This is a genomic window from Microbacterium sp. C7(2022) (genome assembly GCF_028823665.1).
Taxonomy (GTDB): domain Bacteria; phylum Actinomycetota; class Actinomycetes; order Actinomycetales; family Microbacteriaceae; genus Microbacterium.
Genome location: NZ_JAPEHV010000005.1, coordinates 119552 through 138834 on the forward strand (window position 1 = coordinate 119552; position 19283 = coordinate 138834).

Annotated in this window: 20 protein-coding genes; 11 read left to right on the forward strand and 9 right to left on the reverse strand. The window is 64.6% G+C overall.

The window, feature by feature from the left end:
* Positions 1 to 6: 6 nt before the first annotated feature.
* Positions 7 to 576, reverse strand: a complete 570-nt coding sequence (locus ON062_RS08890) for a DUF3043 domain-containing protein (protein ID WP_274646783.1) — start codon at positions 574 to 576, stop codon at positions 7 to 9.
* Between the two features lie 49 nt (positions 577 to 625).
* Here ON062_RS08890 and ON062_RS08895 point away from each other — a divergent pair, with 49 nt between their 5' ends.
* From ON062_RS08895 to ON062_RS08915, 5 genes are all read left to right on the forward strand, one after another.
* Positions 626 to 2026 (forward strand): dipeptidase, encoded by a 1401-nt coding sequence (locus ON062_RS08895; RefSeq protein ID WP_274646784.1) that lies wholly within the window; start codon positions 626 to 628, stop codon positions 2024 to 2026.
* An 81-nt stretch (positions 2027 to 2107) separates the two neighbouring features.
* Positions 2108 to 2473: an iron-sulfur cluster insertion protein ErpA gene (gene erpA / locus ON062_RS08900; protein ID WP_274646785.1), complete on the forward strand. Its 366-nt coding sequence runs from the start codon at positions 2108 to 2110 to the stop codon at positions 2471 to 2473.
* A 159-nt stretch (positions 2474 to 2632) separates the two neighbouring features.
* A complete protein-coding gene (gene coxB, locus ON062_RS08905) occupies positions 2633 to 3532 on the forward strand; it encodes a cytochrome c oxidase subunit II (RefSeq protein ID WP_274646786.1) in 900 nt (299 codons plus the stop codon).
* Positions 3533 to 3534: 2 nt separating this feature from the next.
* A complete protein-coding gene (ctaD, locus tag ON062_RS08910; protein ID WP_274646787.1) occupies positions 3535 to 5298 on the forward strand; it encodes a cytochrome c oxidase subunit I in 1764 nt (587 codons plus the stop codon).
* A complete protein-coding gene (locus ON062_RS08915) occupies positions 5299 to 5730 on the forward strand; it encodes a cytochrome c oxidase subunit 4 (RefSeq protein ID WP_274646788.1) in 432 nt (143 codons plus the stop codon). It begins immediately after the preceding gene.
* 105 nt (positions 5731 to 5835) lie between these two features.
* Here ON062_RS08915 and ON062_RS08920 read toward each other — a convergent pair whose 3' ends face one another.
* The 5 genes from ON062_RS08920 to ON062_RS08940 all read right to left on the reverse strand — a co-directional run bounded on the left by ON062_RS08920 (position 5836) and on the right by ON062_RS08940 (position 10793).
* Positions 5836 to 6258, reverse strand: a complete 423-nt coding sequence (locus ON062_RS08920; RefSeq protein ID WP_274646789.1) for a rhodanese-like domain-containing protein — start codon at positions 6256 to 6258, stop codon at positions 5836 to 5838.
* Between the two features lie 166 nt (positions 6259 to 6424).
* Positions 6425 to 8263, reverse strand: coding sequence for a ubiquinol-cytochrome c reductase cytochrome b subunit (locus tag ON062_RS08925; RefSeq protein ID WP_274646790.1), 1839 nt, complete (start codon positions 8261 to 8263; stop codon positions 6425 to 6427).
* Entirely contained in the window at positions 8260 to 9339 is a 1080-nt protein-coding gene (locus ON062_RS08930) for a ubiquinol-cytochrome c reductase iron-sulfur subunit (RefSeq protein ID WP_274646791.1), read from the reverse strand. Before ON062_RS08930 ends, ON062_RS08925 begins: the two co-directional genes overlap by 4 nt.
* 34 nt (positions 9340 to 9373) lie before the next feature.
* The gene (locus tag ON062_RS08935) at positions 9374 to 10174 is read right to left on the reverse strand and encodes a c-type cytochrome (RefSeq protein WP_274646792.1); all 801 of its coding nucleotides are present in this window, start codon (positions 10172 to 10174) and stop codon (positions 9374 to 9376) included.
* A 19-nt stretch (positions 10175 to 10193) separates the two neighbouring features.
* On the reverse strand, positions 10194 to 10793 hold the full coding sequence (locus ON062_RS08940; RefSeq protein ID WP_274647047.1) for a heme-copper oxidase subunit III: 600 nt from the start codon (positions 10791 to 10793) through the stop codon (positions 10194 to 10196).
* Positions 10794 to 11013: 220 nt separating this feature from the next.
* Between ON062_RS08940 and trpD the strand changes: the two genes are divergently transcribed.
* From trpD to ON062_RS08960, 4 genes are all read left to right on the forward strand, one after another.
* Complete coding sequence (trpD, locus tag ON062_RS08945; protein WP_274646793.1) at positions 11014 to 12075, forward strand: anthranilate phosphoribosyltransferase; 1062 nt, start codon at positions 11014 to 11016, stop codon at positions 12073 to 12075.
* A 106-nt stretch (positions 12076 to 12181) separates the two neighbouring features.
* Positions 12182 to 12691 carry an aromatic ring-opening dioxygenase LigA gene (locus ON062_RS08950; protein ID WP_274646794.1) on the forward strand — a complete coding sequence of 170 codons (510 nt, stop codon included), beginning with the start codon at positions 12182 to 12184 and terminating at the stop codon, positions 12689 to 12691.
* 4 nt (positions 12692 to 12695) lie between these two features.
* Positions 12696 to 13715: a PHP domain-containing protein gene (locus ON062_RS08955; RefSeq protein ID WP_274646795.1), complete on the forward strand. Its 1020-nt coding sequence runs from the start codon at positions 12696 to 12698 to the stop codon at positions 13713 to 13715.
* 62 nt (positions 13716 to 13777) lie between these two features.
* Positions 13778 to 15070: a CynX/NimT family MFS transporter gene (locus ON062_RS08960; protein WP_274646796.1), complete on the forward strand. Its 1293-nt coding sequence runs from the start codon at positions 13778 to 13780 to the stop codon at positions 15068 to 15070.
* Positions 15071 to 15079: 9 nt separating this feature from the next.
* Here ON062_RS08960 and ON062_RS08965 read toward each other — a convergent pair whose 3' ends face one another.
* The 3 genes from ON062_RS08965 to ON062_RS08975 all read right to left on the reverse strand — a co-directional run bounded on the left by ON062_RS08965 (position 15080) and on the right by ON062_RS08975 (position 17362).
* Positions 15080 to 16000: a 5'-3' exonuclease gene (locus tag ON062_RS08965; RefSeq protein ID WP_274646797.1), complete on the reverse strand. Its 921-nt coding sequence runs from the start codon at positions 15998 to 16000 to the stop codon at positions 15080 to 15082.
* Positions 16001 to 16037: 37 nt separating this feature from the next.
* Entirely contained in the window at positions 16038 to 16718 is a 681-nt protein-coding gene (locus ON062_RS08970) for a hypothetical protein (RefSeq protein WP_274646798.1), read from the reverse strand.
* A 125-nt stretch (positions 16719 to 16843) separates the two neighbouring features.
* Positions 16844 to 17362, reverse strand: coding sequence for a hypothetical protein (locus tag ON062_RS08975; protein WP_274646799.1), 519 nt, complete (start codon positions 17360 to 17362; stop codon positions 16844 to 16846).
* 378 nt (positions 17363 to 17740) lie between these two features.
* Between ON062_RS08975 and ON062_RS08980 the strand changes: the two genes are divergently transcribed.
* Both ON062_RS08980 and ON062_RS08985 read left to right on the forward strand, forming a co-directional pair.
* Complete coding sequence (locus ON062_RS08980) at positions 17741 to 18184, forward strand: YchJ family metal-binding protein (RefSeq protein ID WP_274646800.1); 444 nt, start codon at positions 17741 to 17743, stop codon at positions 18182 to 18184.
* A 44-nt stretch (positions 18185 to 18228) separates the two neighbouring features.
* Positions 18229 to 19278 carry a zinc-dependent alcohol dehydrogenase family protein gene (locus ON062_RS08985; protein WP_274646801.1) on the forward strand — a complete coding sequence of 350 codons (1050 nt, stop codon included), beginning with the start codon at positions 18229 to 18231 and terminating at the stop codon, positions 19276 to 19278.
* Positions 19279 to 19283 lie beyond the last annotated feature (5 nt).

A 19283-nucleotide genomic window follows, 5' to 3' on the forward strand; every position in this document is an offset into this window, starting at 1 on the left:
CTCGGGTTACTTGATCGGACGCCCGCCGAGCTTCACCTGCGGCTTCGGGAGGCGAAGGAACCGCATCTGGATGCTGCGCATGGCGGCATACCAGCCCAAGCCCTTCTCCACGCGGTCCTCACCGAATTTCGCCTTCGCAGCCCGCTTGATGCGGATCGACGTGATGATCATGTCGCCGACGACGAAGAAGATGAACATCCACAGGGCGACGAAGGAATAGAACTGCACGTCGCGGCTGGGGATGAAGGTCGCAAGGATGACGACGACCATCGCGGGCATCACGGCTTCGCCGAGGTGGAAGCCTGAATCGACGAAGTCGCGGACGAACTTGCGCTGCGGTCCCTGGTCACGTGCCGGGAGGTACTTCGGGTCGCCGGCGGCCATGCCGACTCGTGCCTTCTCACGCTGCGCGGCAAGTTCGGCGCGCGCCCGTGCTTTGGCTTCCTTGGTGTCAGGAACGAGCGGTCGCTTGCGGGCGGCCTCCTGCTCAGCGCGCGACGGGGTGGGGCGACCCTTGCCCGTCACCGACTCGGTCGACGCGTCGTTGGGTGCCGGCTCGGCGGGTGTCTTGGCCACGAGATTCCTCAGGTGTGGTGAATGGGGGTGCGCGCTTAAGATTACCCGCATGACTTCTGAGCTTTCCCGTGAGGACGCCGTCCGCCAGGCTGCGGCATCCGCTATTCCTACCGCTCTCGCCGATCTGGGTTCTCTGGTGCGCATTCCCTCGGTGGCGTTCCCGGGTTTCGATCCCGAACCGGTGCGTCGCAGCGCAGAGGCTGTTGCGACCCTCGTACGCGAGACCGGCCTGTTCGAATCGGTCGACATTCTCACGGCGAAGGTGGCCGGCGGTGAAGAGGACGGTCAGCCGGCGGTGCTCGCGCGCCGCGCGGCTCGTAACGGTCGGCCCACGATCCTCCTTTACGCTCACCACGACGTTCAGCCCGTGGGTGACGAGTCGCTGTGGGAGTCCGCGCCATTCGAGCCGACCGTTCGCGGCGGTCGCCTCTACGGGCGTGGGGCTGCCGACGACAAGGCGGGCATCATGGCTCACATCGCGTCGTTGCGTGCCCTTGCGGACGCCGTGGGGACTGACTTCGATCTCGGGGTCGTGCTGTTCTTCGAGGGGGAGGAGGAAGCGGGGTCGCGGTCGTTCGCGCAGTTCCTCTCCGACAACGCCGATGCTCTGAAATCAGATGTGATCGTTGTGGCTGACTCGGGAAACTGGGATGCCACGACCCCCGCTCTCACGGTCTCGCTGCGCGGCAATGCGCGTTTCACGATGACCGTACGCACGCTCGAGCACGCGTCTCACTCGGGGATGTTCGGCGGTGCCGTCCCGGACGCGATGATGGCCACCGTGCGTCTCCTTGCCACCCTTTGGGACGACGATGGCGCAGTCGCGGTGGAAGGCTTGGGGGAGCGGGATGCCCCGACTCCCGAGTACAGCGAAGCGACGCTCCGTGACGAGGCGGGCCTTCCCGAGGGGGTCTCCCCGATCGGCCGCGGAACGATCCTGAGCCGCATCTGGAACAAGCCGTCGATCACCGTCACGGGCATTGATGCGCCCTCCGTGGCGAACGCTTCGAACACGCTCAACCCGGAAGTTTCGGTAGTGATCTCCACGCGTGTCGCCCCTGGCCAGCCCGCGGCCGAGGCATATGCGGCCGTGGAGGCTCACCTTCGCGCGCACGCGCCCTTTGGCGCCCAGTTGTCCTTCCACGACCAGGACTTCGGCGACCCGTTCCTCGTAGATACCTCCGGGTGGGCTGTTTCCCGTGCGCGCGAAGCGCTGGCCGCAGGTTACGGCGTCGAACCGGTCGACATCGGCGTGGGTGGGTCGATCCCGTTCATCGCGGACCTTGTGCGCGAGTTCCCCGGAGCCCAGATCCTTGTCACCGGTGTGGAAGACCCGCATGCCAAGGCCCACAGCCCGAATGAGTCGCTGCACCTTGACACGTTCCGCAATGCCGTCCTCTCGGAGGCGTTGTTGCTGGCGTCCTTGGACTCGGGCGCCGCAGGGGCATGAGATCTTTCGGCCCCCGAGCCAGGTAAGCGGCGTACAATCGTTGCGAACCCGCCGCAATCGCGGCCCGTCCGGAGGAGTGCCATGACAGACACCGCGCTGACGACCGACAACCCCACGCGTGAGCACGGCGTGTCATTGACTGACGCCGCCGCTGAGAAGGTGAAGAGCCTGCTGACTCAGGAAGGGCGTGACGACCTGCGACTGCGTGTCGCGGTGCAGCCCGGTGGCTGCAGCGGACTGATCTATCAGCTGTACTTCGACGAGCGCTTCCTCGACGGCGACAAGGCCGTCGACTTCGACGGCGTCGAGGTCATCGTCGATGACATGAGCGTGCCGTACCTGGACGGCGCGCAGATCGACTTCAAGGACACGATTTCGGAGCAGGGATTCACCATCGACAACCCAAACGCGGCTGGCAGCTGCGCGTGCGGAGACAGCTTCCACTGATCGCGACGCAATTTTGTGAACCCGGGGCACTCGTAGAGTGTCCCGGGTTCGTCGTTTTTCAGCGATGATTCTCGAACGAAACTGGGCGGATGGCCTGAATCGGCTGGATGGTTGCCATAGACTGATCTGAGTTCTGTTCGCGACCCGGAAAGGTGCACCGTGCCTTCGAAACGCCGCCTCCGCTGGGCCGTACTTCCCTTGGGGATCGCTACGGCAGCAGTGCTTGCCGGATGCACCCCTACGGAGTTGCACGGCTATCTCCCTGGCTTCGTCGAGGACGGTACGCCCGCGACGAACCATACCGACATGGTTGCCGGTCTGTGGGTGAACTCCTGGATCGTGTTGCTCATCGTCGGTGTGATCACGTGGGGTCTGATGGGCTTTGCGGCGATCGCATACCGTCGCCGCAAGGGCCAAACCGGACTTCCGGTTCAGTTGCGCTACAACATGCCGATCGAGATCTTCTACACGATCGTGCCGCTCATCCTCGTGATCGGTTTCTTCGCTTTCACTGCGCGCGACCAGACCATTCTCGAGACGCAGTACGAGGATCCCGACGTCGAGATCACGGCGATCGCCAAGCAGTGGGCGTGGGACTTCCAGTACACGGCCGACTCGGACGCCGACACGGTGTGGACGATGGGTGTGCAGGCACAGACCGACGAAAAGGGCAACATCATCAACGAGCTGCCCACGCTCGTGCTTCCGGTCGACAAAGAAGTGAAGATCACCCTTCAGTCGCGTGATGTCATCCACTCGTTCTGGATCATCGACTTCTTGTACAAGAAGGACATGTACATCGGCAAGGACAACTACTGGTCGTTCACGCCGACTCGCGAGGGTACGTACGCCGGAAAGTGCGCCGAGCTCTGCGGCGAGTACCACTCCATGATGCTTTTCAATGTCGAGGTCGTCAGCGAGGCCGAGTACGAGGACTACCTCGCCGACCTCAAGGCGCAGGGCAACACCGGCGACATCACCGACGCATACGACCGGCTGCAGAACTTGCCCGGTACCGGTGCGTCCGGTGACGGCTCCGAAGAAGAAGGAGACCACTGACCATGGCGACAACGGTTCCCCTCGAACAAGGGCCATCGGCACGTCCGACTACGCTGCCGCCGCGTCAGGCGGCGCTGCTCAGCTCATCCCGCGTGGAGGCAAAGGGCAACATCATCGTCAAGTGGATCACTTCGACTGACCACAAGACGATCGGTTACCTGTACCTCATCTCGTCGGTGATCTTCTTCATGCTCGGTGGCGTGATGGCGCTGCTGATCCGTGCGGAGCTCTTCGAGCCCGGCATGCAGATCATCCCGACGAAAGAGCAGTACAACCAGCTCTTCACCATGCATGGCACGATCATGCTCCTCATGTTCGCGACACCCCTGTTCGCCGGGTTCGCAAACGCGATCCTGCCGCTGCAGATCGGCGCACCCGACGTGGCGTTCCCGCGTCTGAACGCGTTCGCGTTCTGGCTCTTCTTGTTCGGCTCCACGATCGCCGTTGCCGGCTTCCTGACGCCGCAGGGTGCCGCCGGCTTTGGATGGTTCGCGTATCAGCCGCTCGCGAATGCCTCCTTCTCCCCGGGTGCCGGTGGAAACCTGTGGATGCTCGGCCTGGGTATGAGTGGTTTCGGAACGATCCTCGGCGCGGTGAACTTCATCACCACCATCATCACGATGCGTGCACCGGGCATGACCATGTGGCGCATGCCGATCTTCTCGTGGAACACGCTGGTCACCAGCATCCTGATCCTGATGGCGTTCCCGGTTCTGGCCGCAGCCATCCTCGCGGCCGCAAGCGACCGTGTGCTCGGGTCCCACATCTACGACCCCGCCAACGGCGGCGTGTTGCTGTGGCAGCACCTGTTCTGGTTCTTCGGTCACCCCGAGGTGTACATCATCGCGCTGCCGTTCTTCGGCATTGTCTCGGAGATCTTCCCGGCATTCAGCCGCAAGCCGATTTTCGGCTACAAGACCCTCGTGTACGCGACGATCGCCATTGCTGCACTGTCGGTTGCGGTGTGGGCGCACCACATGTACGTGACGGGCGCCGTGCTGTTGCCATTCTTCGCCCTGATGACCATGCTCATCGCCGTGCCAACGGGTGTGAAGATCTTTAACTGGATCGGCACCATGTGGCGAGGATCGGTGACCTTCGAGACTCCGATGGTCTTTTCGCTCGGCTTCCTCGTCTCGTTCGTGTTCGGTGGCCTCACCGGCGTCATCCTCGCCTCGCCGCCGCTGGACTTCGCCATCTCCGACTCGTACTTCGTCGTGGCCCACTTCCACTACGTGGTGTTCGGCACCGTCGTCTTCGCAATGTTCGCGGGCTTCTACTTCTGGTGGCCCAAGTGGACCGGCAAGATGCTCAACGAGCGCATCGGTCTGGTGCACTTCTGGATGCTCTTCATCGGCTTCCACATGACCTTCCTGATCCAGCACTGGCTGGGTGTGGACGGCATGGTACGTCGCTACGCCGACTACAGCGCTGCTGACGGCTGGACGTGGCAGAACCAGGTTTCGACGATCGGTGCGATCATCCTCGGTGCGTCGATGATCCCGTTCCTCTTCAACGTCTGGATCACCGCCCGCAAGGCGCCCAAGGTCACGGTGAACGACCCGTGGGGCTACGGCGGATCGCTCGAGTGGGCGACCTCCTGCCCGCCGCCGCGCCACAACTTCACCTCGATTCCGCGCATCCGCAGTGAGCGGCCGGCATTCGACCTGAACCACCCCGAGGCAGGGGTTCCCAGTGGGGTCGGGCCTGCGAAGGACGCACCCGAGGCTCCGGTTGTCGACAACGCCGATGGAAAGGTGAAGTAAGTGCGCACCAATACCGGCCTGTGGTGGCTGCTCGGCGGATTCTTCCTGGTGATGTCCGTCGTCTACACGACCTGGAACATCATCGCTCACCCGGTGCCGTGGTACAACGCGATTGAGTGGGTCGGAAGCATCGCATTGCTGTTCACCGCCTTCATGGCCGCGCTGATCGCGTTTTACATCGGCAAGGTTCACAAGTCGCAGGGCGGCGAGCTGCCCGAGGACATCCTCACGTCGGACATCGACGATGGCGATCCTGAGCTCGGCGAGTTCAGCCCGTGGTCGTGGTGGCCAATCGTGCTCGCCTTCTCGGCAGCGTTGGCCATGATCGGCCTGGCGGTCGGGGCGTGGATGATGCCGATCGGTATCGGCGTCTTCCTGGTTGCCATTGTCGGTTGGGTCTACGAGTACTACCGCGGTCACTTCGCCCGCTGACGGGTGCGTGGAGCCGAAAGGGGCCCCTTCCTGATGGAAGGGGCCCTTTTCGTGCGCTGCTCCCGCACGTTCGAGAGCGACGCATGCTCGCTACAGCGCGCGGGGTCAGCCGTCCTGAAGCGGAGTGCGTACGACCATGACCTGCGAATCAAACACCCGCGGGAGTGGGCCTGAGTCATTCTCCACGGGCTGTCCCTCGCGAACCCAGTACTCGTAGCCGCCGATCATCTCACGCACCTGGTAGCCCAGCAGAGCGAACTCGCGCGCGCCTTTTGCTCCCGCGTTGCAGCCGGGGCTCCAGCAGTACACCACCACCGGTGTGTCACGCGGGATCTCCGAGGGAGCGCGGGACGCGATGTCGCGATACGGCATGTGGATGGCACCCCGAATATGGCCCTGTTGCCACGCGTCGTCGCCGCGGACATCGACCAGTACGGCGGTGCTGCCGGCCTTCTGAGCCGCGTACACGTCGGACGCATCCGTCTCATGGGTGAGCTTGGCGGTGAAGTAGGTGAGAGCATCTGTCATACCGGACACGCTATGTCGTCATGGTGGATTGGCGCAGCGTTCTGTGACGACAACCACCGCCTGAATCCTGCCGAGCGCCGTGCACGCGCGATTGTTCGCATCCGCACACCAAGAAGGGCCCCCGCACTCGTCGCGAGTTCGGGGGCCCTTCTGGGGGAGGGAGAGGCTACTGGCCGTCTTCCTTCTCGTGGTTCTTCTTTGCCTTGGTGCCTGCCTCGGGCTCCGGAACGATCACGTTCGACGGGCGAACGGCAGTCTCGGAGTTATGGCCATCGTCGATCGGCACGTGCGGGGCATCCGGAACACCTGCTCGCTCGTGAGCGCCCTGGATCTCGGCGTCCTCTTCGGCAGCCACGTGCTCGAGCTCGTGGTGCTGGTGAGCACGAGCAGCCTCGAGCTCGGTCTGCGTGATCGGTGTAAAGCGATCCTCGAAGAACCAGCGTGAAATGGATGCACGCAGGTTCTCGTGCCACGGGATGCGTCCCTGTGCGTTGGGACGCACGACGAGCGGCTCGTACGTCTCGACGTCGACCAGCTTGTACAGGTCGTACTCGTCGACCGGCTGGTGAACTTCGATGAACTCGCCACCGGGGAGGCGCACGATGCGACCCGATTCGTATCCGTGCAGGGCGATCTCGCGATCCTTCTTCTGCAGTGCGATACAGATCCGCTTCGTCACGAAGTAGGCGATGACTGGTCCGAGGATCAGAAGCGCCTGCAGCGTGTGGATGACGCCCTCCATCGTGAGGTGGAAGTGCGTGGCGATGATGTCGGAGGAAGCTGCCGCCCACAGGACCGCGTAGAAGACCACACCCGCGGCACCGATGGCCGTGCGCGTTGCTGCCGTGCGGGGACGCTGAGCGATGTGGTGCTCGCGCTTGTCGCCCGTGACCCACGCTTCGATAAAGGGGTACAGCATGACCAGCAGGATGAAGACCACCAGCACCAGCAGCGGAGCGATGATGTTGAACGACCACGTGCGCTCGAACAGCACGAACTCCCAGCCCGGGGGAACCAGGCGCAGTGCGCCATCAGCGAAGCCGATGTACCAGTCGGGCTGCGTACCTGCCGACACCGGCGAGGGGTCGTACGGACCGTAGTTCCAGATCGGGTTGATCGTGAATAGCGAGGCGACAAGAACGATCACGCCGAAGGTGATGAAGAAGAAGCCACCCATCTTCGACATGTACACCGGCATCATCGGGTACCCGACGACGTTGCTGTTCGTGCGCGCCGGGCCAGCGAACTGGGTGTGCTTGTTGACAATCATCAACATGAGGTGCACGACCAGCAGTCCGAGCAGGATCGCGGGAAGCAGCAGAATGTGCAGCGAGTAAAGGCGGCCGACGATCTGAGTACCGGGGAACTCGCCCCCGAACAACAGGAACGAAGTCCATGTACCGATCAGCGGGATTCCCTTGATCATGCCGTCGATGATGCGGAGGCCGTTACCCGAGAGAACGTCGTCGGGGAGCGAGTAGCCCGTGAAGCCTTCGCCCATGGCGAGGACGAACAGGACGAAGCCGATCACCCAGTTGAGCTCGCGCGGCTTGCGGAAGGCGCCCGTGAAGAACACGCGCAACATGTGCACACCGATACCGGCCACGAATACGAGCGCAGCCCAGTGGTGGATCTGCCGTACCAGCAGTCCGCCCCGGAGATCGAAGGAGATCTCGAGCGTGGATGCCATGGCCGCCGACATTTCGATACCGCGCATGGGCAGGTACGCGCCGTAGTAGTGCGTCTCGACCATGGCGGCGTCGAAGAAGAACGTCAAGAACGTTCCCGACAGCAACACGACGACAAACGCCCACAGGGCGATCTCGCCGAGCATGAATGACCAGTGGTCGGGGAAGATCTTGCGTCCGAGTTCCTTGATGAAACCCGAGATGCTCGTGCGCTCATCGATGTAGTTCGACGCGGCGCCGACGAAGCGGCCGCCGAGCGGCTTCTCGCGCGCCGCGGGCGCGGCGGCGGGGGACTGGGGCTCGGTGACGGTACTCAATGGCGCTCCCAGAAGCTCGGGCCAACGGGTTCTTGGAAGTCGCTGCGTGCGATGAGGTAGCCCTCATCGTCAACCGTGATCGGCAGCTGGGGCAGCGGCCGGGCAGCGGGTCCGAAGATCACCTTCGCGTGGTCGGTGACGTCGAACTGCGACTGGTGGCAGGGGCACAGCAGGTGGTGCGTCTGCTGTTCGTAGAGGGCGACCGGGCAACCGACGTGCGTGCACACCTTCGAGTACGCGACGATGCCGTTGTAGGACCAGTCCTTGCGGTCGTCGGCCTCGATCAGCTGGTCGGGCAGAAGACGCATCAGCAGAACGATGGCCTTGGCCTTCTCTTCGAGATACCCGTCGTGGTGCGACAGCGACGCCAGCTCTTCGGGGATCACGTGAACAGCCGAGCCGAGCGTCAGGTCGGCCGCGCGGATGGGCTTGCCTGTCGGGTCGTGGGCGAGGCGTGAGCCTTCCTTCCACATGGTGTGGCTGAGGAGTGCCACAGGGTCGCCGGCCTCAGGGTGGTCGGGCGAATTGTGCGGCGCGAGTCCGCGGAAGAGCACGATTCCGGGGGCGACGGATGCCACGACTGCCGCAATGAGAGAGTTGCGGATCATGGTGCGGCGTCCGAAACCGGACTCCTCGTTCGCGTCGGCGAACACCTGGATCGCAGCCTCACGCGTCGTGTCGCGGCCACGCGTGGCGTGACGCGGCTCGATGAACTCCTTGTCGGACATGATCGCCTTGGACCAGTGGATGGCACCGATTCCGATGGCGAGCAACGCGAGGGCGATGCCGAGTCCGATGAAGAGGTTGTTGTGGCGGATGTCGATGATCCGACCGCTCTCGATCGGGAAGAGCATGTAGGCGGCGACCGCCCACACGCTCGCCGCGACAGAGATGTAGAACAGCGTGTACACCGTCCGTACGGCCCGCTTCATCGCGGCCGGGTCCTGGTCGGTGATCCGGGTGCGGTGTGGCGGCAACCCCGGGTTCTGCACCGGGTCGGTGACCGCGACCGCGAGCCCCGGCGACGGCTTCCATGAAGCCCTCTCGTGCTCGAGGGCGTCGTCCTCGTGTGCCATGCTGCTCCTCGTCAGTGCTTACGTGTCGTGATTGTCAGTTGGATTTCGCCGTGATCCACACGGTGATGGCGATCAGCGAGCCGATGCCGAAGATCCAGATGAACAGGCCCTCTGAGACCGGACCGAGCGAGCCGAGCGAGAAACCGCCGGCCGACTCGTTGTCCTGGAGATAGAGGAGGTAGGTGATGATGTCGCGCTTTTCCTCGGTGGTGAGGGTCATGTCGTTGAAGACCGGCATGTTCTGCGGTCCGGTGACCATCGCGGCATACATGTTGAGGGGAGTGGTGGTGTGCAGCGCCGGAGCGTACTTGCCTTCGGTCAGTGCACCGCCGGCACCGGCGACGTTGTGGCACATCGCGCAGTTGATGCGGAAGAGTTCGCCACCTTGAGACTCGTCGCCTTCGCCGTCGAGGATCTCTTCGCTGGGGAAGCTCGGGCCGGGAGCAACCGACTGGATGTACTCGCCGATCGCGACGATCTGCTCGTCGGTGAACTGGACGGGCTTCTGAGGTGCCTGCGGTCCCTGCGCCTGCAGCGGCATGCGGCCGGTGCTCATCTGGAAGTGAACGGCGAGTTCGCCGACGCCGTACAGCGAGGGGCCATCCGGTGTGCCCTGCAGGTCGAGACCGTGGCAGGTTGCGCAGTTCGCCTGGAACAGCTTCTGGCCGTCTTCGACCGTGAGGGTCGATGCGACCGTGGTCTCGTCGGTGGCGGCCATTGCTGCGGATGCACCGGCGTAGACGCCGCCGGTGATGAGCAGACCGATACCGATGAGTGCGGCGGCAGCCCAAGGGCTGCGGCGACCGGAGGAGCGGCGCGAAGTGTCACGTGCCATGGGGGAAATCAGCTCCGCTCTATTTCAGGAAGTAGATGACGGCGAACAGGGCGATCCAGACGACGTCCACGAAGTGCCAGTAGTACGACACGACGATCGCGGAGGTCATCTCCTTGCGTCCGAAGTTCTTGACGGCGTACGCGCGACCGATCACGAGGAGGAAGGCGATCAGGCCACCCGTCACGTGCAGGGCGTGGAAGCCGGTGGTGATGTAGAAAGCCGAGGCGTACGAGTCCGCGGTGATCGGCATGCCTTCGTAGACGAGCTGGGCGTACTCCCACACCTGACCCGAGACGAAGATGGCGCCGAGCGCGAAGGTGAGCCAGAACCACTCGACCATGCCCCAGCCCAGCCAGCCGCGCTTCTTCGTGCTGTACGGCTGGAAGCGTTCGGCAGCGAACACACCCATCTGGCAGGTCACCGAGGACAGCACCAGGATGACGGTGTTCACGAACGCATACGGCACGTTCAGCAGGTCGGTGCGCTCTGCCCACAGCTCCGGAGAGGCGTTTCGAAGCGTGAAATAGATGGCGAAGAGGCCAGCGAAGAACATGACTTCGCTGCCGAGCCACACGATGGTTCCGACGGCGACCGGATCGGGTCGCTTGACGGACCGCATCGCCTGGGAGTAGGTCGCTGGAGAGGTCGTCACCCCACCATTATGTCGGATGATGCGCGCTCATATTCCCAACCAGGCGCACTGATTTACCTTGATGTGAACTTAGGTATGCCTAAAAGAATGCCGTGAGTCCGCCAGGAAGTCCCGATGCGCGCATAATCCCCCTGCGGGCTGCCTCGGGCGTTATGCGCACTAAGACACGCCAGTAGGCTTCTGAGCTATGGCGGAGCTTTACACCTGGCCCGAAATTCTCACGACGCTGCTCGATCGGCGTGACTTGACAGTGTCGCAGTCCACTTGGGCGATGCGGCAGGTGATGAGCGGCGAAGCAACTCCCTCGCAGTTGGCGGGATTCCTTGTCGGGCTGCGCGCGAAGGGCGAGTCCGTCGATGAAGTCGTCGGATTCCGGGACGCGATTCTCGAAGCGGCGCTGCCATTGCCAGTGGATGCCGCGGTGCTCGACATCGTCGGCACCGGTGGCGATCGCTTCGGCACCGTGAACGTCTCCACCATGTCGGCTCTGGTGGCAGCGGCATCCGGAGTCCCCGTCGTCAAGCACGGAAACCGTGCTGCGAGCTCGTCGTCCGGCTCGTCGGACGTCCTTCGCTCGCTGGGCGTCGACCTGACTCTCTCGCCGGAGCGCGTCGCGCAGACGCTGGACACTGCAGGGATCACCTTCGCCTTCGCGGCCGCGTTCCACCCCGGGTTCCGACACGCCGCAGCCACGCGCAGCGAACTTGGCGTCCCGACGGTGTTCAACTTCCTCGGGCCCCTGTGCAACCCTGCGCGCGCAGAAGCGAACGCCGTCGGTGTGGCGCAACTCGACCGCGTGCCGCTGATCACTGGAGTCTTCCGCACCCGTGGGGCTACGGCGCTCGTGTTCCGCGGCGATGACGGCCTCGACGAACTGACGACGACCGGCCACAGTCGCGTGTGGGAAGTCAGCCGTGGTGACATCCACGAGCATGACCTTGATCCTCGCGACCTGGGCCTGCCCCTTGCGCGAATCGACGATCTGTTGGGTGGCGACCCTGATCACAATGCGGACGTGGTTCGGCGTGTTCTTGGGGGAGAAACAGGTCCGGTGCGCGACATCGTGCTTCTCAATGCCGCAGCGGGGATTGTTTCGTACCGGCTCTTCCAAGACGCGAGCGAAGTACAGCGCCCGATCGTGAGCCGGCTGGCAGAGGCGATGGCTGATGCCGCATCAGCGATCGACACCGGTGAGGCGTCGGCGACCCTGGACCGCTGGGTCAGGGCGACGCAATCGTTTGGAGCGTGAACTCAGCCCCGATGGACGGGGAGGTGAATTTCGGCGCGGTGTCTTCCACCGGCGCGCCCTGCACCGGTAGCGTGTGCGCCAAACGCTGCCTACCGGAGGAAAGACCATGACCGATGACACGACGCTCAGCGGTGACAGCGACGCGACCGCGGCGACCATCGAACCACCCGCACGCAGCCTGGGTGGTGTGAAGGTTGTCGGGTGGCTCGGCATGCTGGCAGGGATTGTACTGATCGTGGCCGGAATCGTGGTCTGGATCGTCGTTTCGGCGCAATTGCGCGCCGAGAACATCGTCGTTCCTGACGATGCGATGGCGTTCCAAGGCGCCACCGTTGCCGGGCCGTTTACGGCCTACGTGCAGGCCGACATCATCCAGCACCACGCACTCGGTCTCTCCGACGGCAAGACATATGCCGAGTTGCCCATGGACGATCCCATCCGGGCGACCGTCATGGACGCGTCGTTCCTGCGGGCGTCGCTGTTCACCTCGGTCGTCTCGTTCGGCGTCGCGGCCTTCGCGATGGGCATGGGCGTTCTGTCGATCATGTTCGGCTGGGCACTGCGCCGCCTCGCTCTCGCCCCGGTCATCGTGAAGAAGGCGTCCTACGCCGCGTGAGCGCATGCATCCGCTCGATGCGCTGAACGAGATCGCAACGCTGCTCGAGCGTGAGCGTGCGTCGCGCTATCGATCGAAGGCGTTTCGAACTGCCGCACGCGCGATCGAGGGGGTGGGTGACGAAGAGCTTCGGGATGCCGCGGCCCTGCGCCGTCGCAGAGGGGTCGGCGACTCGTCATTCGCCGTGATCCAAGAAGCGCTGAGAGGCGAGGTTCCGCAGTACTTGGCCGACCTGAGGGCCAAAGCCGGGGTGAGCAAAAAGTCCGCGTTGCGCTCGCACCTGCGCGGGGACTTGCACTGCCACAGCGACTGGTCTGATGGATTAACGTCGATCGACCTCATGGTCGACGCGGCCCGCGCCCTCGGACACGAGTACCTCGCTCTCACCGACCATTCACCCCGGTTGCGGGTTGCGAACGGGCTCTCACCCGAGCGCCTACGGGACCAGCTCGCGGTGGTGAAGGAGATGAGCGGTGACGGGTTCACCTTGCTGAGCGGAATCGAGGTCGACATCCTCGACGATGGCTCGCTCGATCAGGAGGAACACCTTCTCGACGAACTCGATGTGGTGGTGGCATCCGCTCACTCGAAGCTACGCATGGAAAGTGGGCCGATGACCAGGCGCCTGGTCGCGGCCGCTTCGGGTCCTCATATCGATGTGCTCGGTCATGTCACCGGGCGTCTGGTCGAAGGGGCGCGCGGGACCCGTCCGCCGTCGACGTTCGACGCTGCCGCGGTGTTCGAAGCGTGCGCGTCGAACGCGGTTGCCGTCGAAATCAACTCTCGGCCCGAGCGTCAGGACCCACCGGATGACTTGATCGCTCTCGCGCTCGAGGCTGGTTGCCTGTTCGCGATCGACTCCGACGCACATGCGCCAGGTCAACTCGCGCTCCTCGACTACGGGGCGGCACGCGCGGAGCGCGCCGGTATTCCCGCGTCGCGAATAGTCACGACCTGGCCGTTGGAGCGCCTTCGTGAGTGGACATCGCGACCACGAGGTGAGCGATGGGATGCCGCGCCGTAGCATCCACCGGTGTTGACGAACGGGCGCCGGGGGAGGAGCATCCGTCGCCATAGACTCAACGGGTGTCTTCCTCTTCTTCCTCCGCGATGAGGAGGGGGATGCCGTGGCTCGTCGTTGCGGGTGTGCTCGTAGCAGCGATCAGCCTGCGGGGGCCGATTGTCGCGCCGACGCCCGTGCTCTCAGATATTGAGGCAGACCTCGACGTGGGATCGGTGGCGGCGGGATTGCTCACCTCGGCGCCGGTCCTGATGTTTGCGATGCTGACGCCGCTGGCGGCGCTCGTGATTCGACGTGCCGGCGCGGAGCTCGCCCTGTTGCTGTCGTTGTGTGGCGTGCTGGTGGGAACGTTCGTGCGCGCGCTGCCGGGGTTCGGCTGGATGCTCGCGGGCATGTTCGTCATTGGCGCGTTCATCACGATCGGCAACGTCGTGATCCCGGTTGTCATTCGACGAGACGTGCCGCCCGAGCGAGTGGCGTTCGTCACCGCCATGTACGCGGCGACCTTGAACGTCGGATCGCTGGTCACCTCTCTTGGGACGGCGCCACTTGCGGGGCTGATCGGGTGGCACGCGGCGTTGATGGCCTGGTCGGTGCTGACGGTCGTGGGCATCGCACTGTGGGCGGTGCACATGCGCACGTCGCGGGGCACGGATGACGGGCTGTCAGGCCTTCAGCCGTCGCCTGGAACTCGCGATGCGGCGTCGCGCGAAACTGCGGGTGGTGTGGATGCCGCGACGATTACCGGGCCGATGCCGGTCGTGGGTGCCGCACGCTCGACACGGTCGATCGTCCGGCGGCCAGTCTCGTGGCTTTTGGTCGCGGCGTTCGGCCTGCAGTGCACGATCTACTACGGGCTCACCACGTGGCTGCCGACGATCGCCACCGACGAACTCGGCCTGAGTCCGACTGCCGCGGGGGCCGTGGCATCCATCTTCCAAGGTGCCGGAATCGCCGGCGCCTTCGTCGTTCCTGTGTTGGCTCGCTTCGCGCCGCGCTGGGTGGCTCCTGTCGTCATCTGCGCATCGTGGTTGGCCGTGACGGTCGGGCTCATCGTCGCCCCGGAGTGGCTGTGGGGCTGGCTTGCGATTGGCGCAATCGGTCACGCGGGCGGATTCGTCGTCATCTTCTCGACGTTGGTCGCGGTAACTCGTTCGGATCGTGAAGCAGCCGGGCTGTCGGCCCTGGTTCAGGGCGCCGGCTACTCGATCGGTGCGCTGGGTGGGCCCGCGATGGGTGCTCTGCACGAGGCAACGGGTGGGTGGTCCCTCGCACTCGTCGTGATGCTGGCGTGCGCGGTCGCCTACTGCGCGGCGCTGGCGGGTGCCGTTTTCACCAGCGCCCGTGGCGCGCGATGATGGCGGCGGTCAGCCCGCCAGGGCAGTGATCGCGCGTTCCATGGAGCTGCCGAGTGACCAGGCAGCGGCCAGAGTTTCGGCTCTGGCCCGCCGCGCATCGTCGAACTGGGCAATGCGTCCGTCGACGTCGGGAAGATCGAGGTCACGCACGACGGCGACAACCTGGGGAGCGACGTCCAGGTAATCCGAGGCGGACAGAATCTTGTTCCGCACGCCCGCGGTCATCCCGGTGCCTTCGGCGGCCGCGGCCCGGATGCCCGCGAGATCTCCGTGGGCGGCGAGGAGAGTGGCGGCGGTCTTCTCGCCGACGCCGGGAACCCCCGGAAGGCCGTCGGACGAGTCACCGCGCATCGTGGCGAAGTCGGCGTACTGTGACGGCAGTACGGCGTACTTCGTCGTGACCGTGGCGTCGGTCACGACTTCGAGATTGCTCATGCCTCGAGCGGTATAGATCACGCGAACGCCTCGCGCATCGTCGACGAGTTGGAACAGGTCGCGGTCACCCGTGACGATGTCGACGGGCATCGACGACTGAGTCGCGAGTGTGCCGATCACATCGTCGGCCTCGTGATCGGCAGCACCGACGATCGGGATCCCGAGTGCGTCGAGCGTCGCGCGGATGACGGGAATCTGGACCTCGAGCGGATCGGGCACTTCTTCGACGTCGGGGGCGCCTTCGACGACCTCAGCTACGCGATGCGTCTTGTAGGTGGGGATGAGGTCGACGCGCCACTGGGGCCGCCAATTGTCGTCCCAACAGGCGACCACATGTGTCGGTTGATACGCCGTCACGAGTTTGGCGATGATGTCGAGAAATCCGCGTGCTGCGTTGACGGGCGTGCCGTCGGGCGCGCGGACGGTGTCGGGAACGCCGTAGAACGCGCGGAAGTACAGGGAGGCACTGTCGAGGAGCATCAGCCGGTCGGTCACCAGGCCATCCTGTCACGCGGCTACGACGCTGCCGAGGTCAGCATCCGGCGGCGGACGGGTTCTGCTCGCACGTCTGATCGACCAGGGCGGTTCGGGCTTCGACCGCGCGCACCGGGTATGAGCCGGCGGATGCCGTGATGTACCCGGGTACGCGAAGCCAGCCCGCCTGCGGGTCGAGCGTGACATACGGCGCGTAGTTCACCGTCAGCGATGCGGTGTACTCGCCGGGTTGAGTGTAGATGTGGCTCGTGTCGGTGGGGGTGAACTGGGGGAGCCGCAATGCCGTCCAGCTCTCACCACCGCTTGGGTATGCCGCGCCGCTGCCGTCGCCGTAGGTGAACACATATTCATCGGGCTCGAAACGCACGGTGACGTTGAGTCCGAGCAATGTGGCGCCGAACTGATCTGCGGTCGCGCTGCCGAGGACATTGGTGGGCGCGCCGACCAAAGCGAATCCGAGCGGTTCTCCAGTCAGCGTCGGGACGGAGGGGCGGAACGACGCGAGATCGCTCAGCGTGATGTCTTCGATGCTCGCGGTCGGTTCGGCAGGGTCGTCGGGCTCACGGCACGGGGTAAGCGCCTCGGAGCACCACTCGTTCGTCTCATAGCTACGCGGAATCTCGGTCGGCGATGGCGCCGCGATGCCGTTCGATCCCGAACCACCTCCGGAGTACTCGCCCCCGTTGTTGCCGCCACCGCCGGGTACCGTCTCGGACACCGACACGTCCAGTGACGAGCCCGAATTCTCAGCGTTGCAGGTCCAAGCGTTGACGTCTGAGCAACTTGTCGCACTAAGCAGGGGGCCGACATGAGCAAGCACGGACACGATTGCGGCGGCGCACGCTATTCGGAACACGAGGCTCCGTCGTCGCGCCCCGCCAGTTCAGCGACTCCTCGTGGGCCGGACTGGGCTACCGAAATCCGCATGGCTTGGATGTCCGTGCGTTCCGGAGAAACTACACTCGAACCGTCTTGTTGTCGGACATCGATCTCAGAGACATCGATGCAAGCGTCGAGCCAGACCGTCGACGGGAAATCGTCGGGCTGCGTTCCGCTGGGCTGGAGAAGAACAATCTCGGTGTCGCCGGTGACAATGAGTTCGTTCGCGTGCATCTCCGAGAAGGTCTCGCGGTTTGCGGCGTTGAGATCACCCGTACTGAGGTCAAACACCGGCTCAAATGTCTCTGGGTCGCTCAGATCCACTTCGTTGAGGGCATCCACGTAGGCGCGGTAGGTGGCTTCGGCAGCGGCGAAGGCCTCTTCATCTGAAGAGAACAGCGCAGTGGGGGTCGGCGTGGGCTCGGGCTCGGGTGCGCAGCCCAAGAGGGCGATCGACGCCAGTGCGGCACTAGCGATACTCACGCTGACGGCTCGAAGGCGACGGGGATTCACGCGACAACGGTAGCGCCACGGCGAAGCAGCGGATGCGAGTTCTCCACAGGCGCCGTCATGAAAGAGAGCCGGCGACCTCGGGGGGAATTGGTCGCCGGCTCAGAGCGGGCCGAACAGGACCGCCCCTTGTGCCCAGGGGGTTGAGCACAAGACGCGGTCCCGGGATGACCCTGTCATCATGGGGGACCACCGGATGCGTCTGGGGGAAAGCACTCCGGTGGTGATATAGATCACAATGGACCCGCGACCTGGGAGCGGTATCGGTCTCAGGTGCACGCCAGCAGGGAGCCCGGTGAGTGCTTCCTGAGCGCGTTGTCCTCAGGCGCCCATCTCACCGCGGAGGTATTCATGTCGTTCGGCCCGGCTGCGGCATCCATCGACCCTCGATTTCCGCGGATTACAGACTCCCAGCCCTGCCCGTGCGGCACGCAAGCGACCTTCGGAGAGTGCTGCGCGCCATTGCATCGCGGGGCCGTAGCCCCGTCGCCAGAGCGACTCATGCGCTCGCGCTATTCGGCATTCGTGGTCGGCAACGCGCGCTATCTCGCGGACACATGGCACCCGCGCACGTTGCCCGACGATCTCGTACTCGATCCCGACCAGCGCTGGGAAGGTCTCGAGGTCAGTGAAGCATCGGAAGACGGTGCGCAGGGAATCGTGCGGTTCCGTGCGTTCTGGCGGTACAGCAGCGAGCGGGGAATCTTGGCCGAGACCAGCAGGTTCCGACGCGTGGGGTCGCGCTGGTACTACCTCGACGGCGACGTCGGCGATCAGGGTGCGCACGCGGACTGATCGAGTCGGATGCCGCTGTCCGGCGTCGGCAATAGGCTCGTCATATGCTTGCCACCGTTATTCATGCCGCCCGTGACATCCGTGTCGAAGAAGTCGCCGATCCGGTGCTTTCCACCGGTGGCGACGCGATCGTCAAAGTTGTCGCCGCGTGTGTGTGCGGATCGGACCTGTGGCCGTATCGCGGTGTGACCGAGACCAGCGAACCCCATCGAATTGGGCACGAGTTCGTCGGCGTCGTCGAAGCCGTTGGCCCGGAGGTCGAATCGGTGCGTGTCGGCGATTTCGTGATCGCGCCGTTCTACGTGTGCGACGGCACCTGCGTGAACTGTCGCAACGGCGTCAGCACGTCGTGCCTGGGCGGCGGTTGGTGGGGTAGCGACGACAAAGTCGGTGGCTTTGCCGATGGCGGTCAGGGCGAACGCGTGCGCGTACCGCTTGCGGATGGCACTCTGGCTGTCGTGCCGGGGCCTGTTGCGGACGACGAGATTGCGGGACTTCTGACCCTCAGCGATGTCATGGGAACCGGTCACCACGCCGCAGTCTCGGCCGGTGTCACCGCCGGCGACACGGTCGCCGTCGTCGGTGACGGGGCCGTGGGGCTGTGTGCCATCATCGCCGCCCGGCGGCTCGGCGCGACGACGATCATTGCCATGTCGCGGCATCCCGAACGGCAAAAGCTTGCGCGCGAATTCGGCGCCACCCACATCATCGAAGAGCGCGGCGACGAGGGTGTGAAGGCCGTGCGCGCACTCACTGACGGCGTCGGCGCCGATCGGGTGCTCGAGTGCGTGGGCACCAAAGAGTCGATGGACCAGGCACTGCGGTCGACCCGCCCCGGTGGCATGGTCGGCTATGTCGGTGTCCCGAACGGCGGGCCTGAACTCCCGATCGGGCAGATGTTCGGTCGCAACGTCGGGGTGAATGGGGGAGTCGCTCCCGTGCGCGGGTACATCGAAGAGCTTCTGCCCGATGTGCGCTCGGGGGCAATCAGCCCGGGCAAGGTGTTCGATCTCGTGCTGCCTCTGAGCGAAGCGCCAGAAGCCTACGCGGCCATGGATGAGCGCCGCGCGACCAAGGTCATGCTCCGCCCGTAGACGCC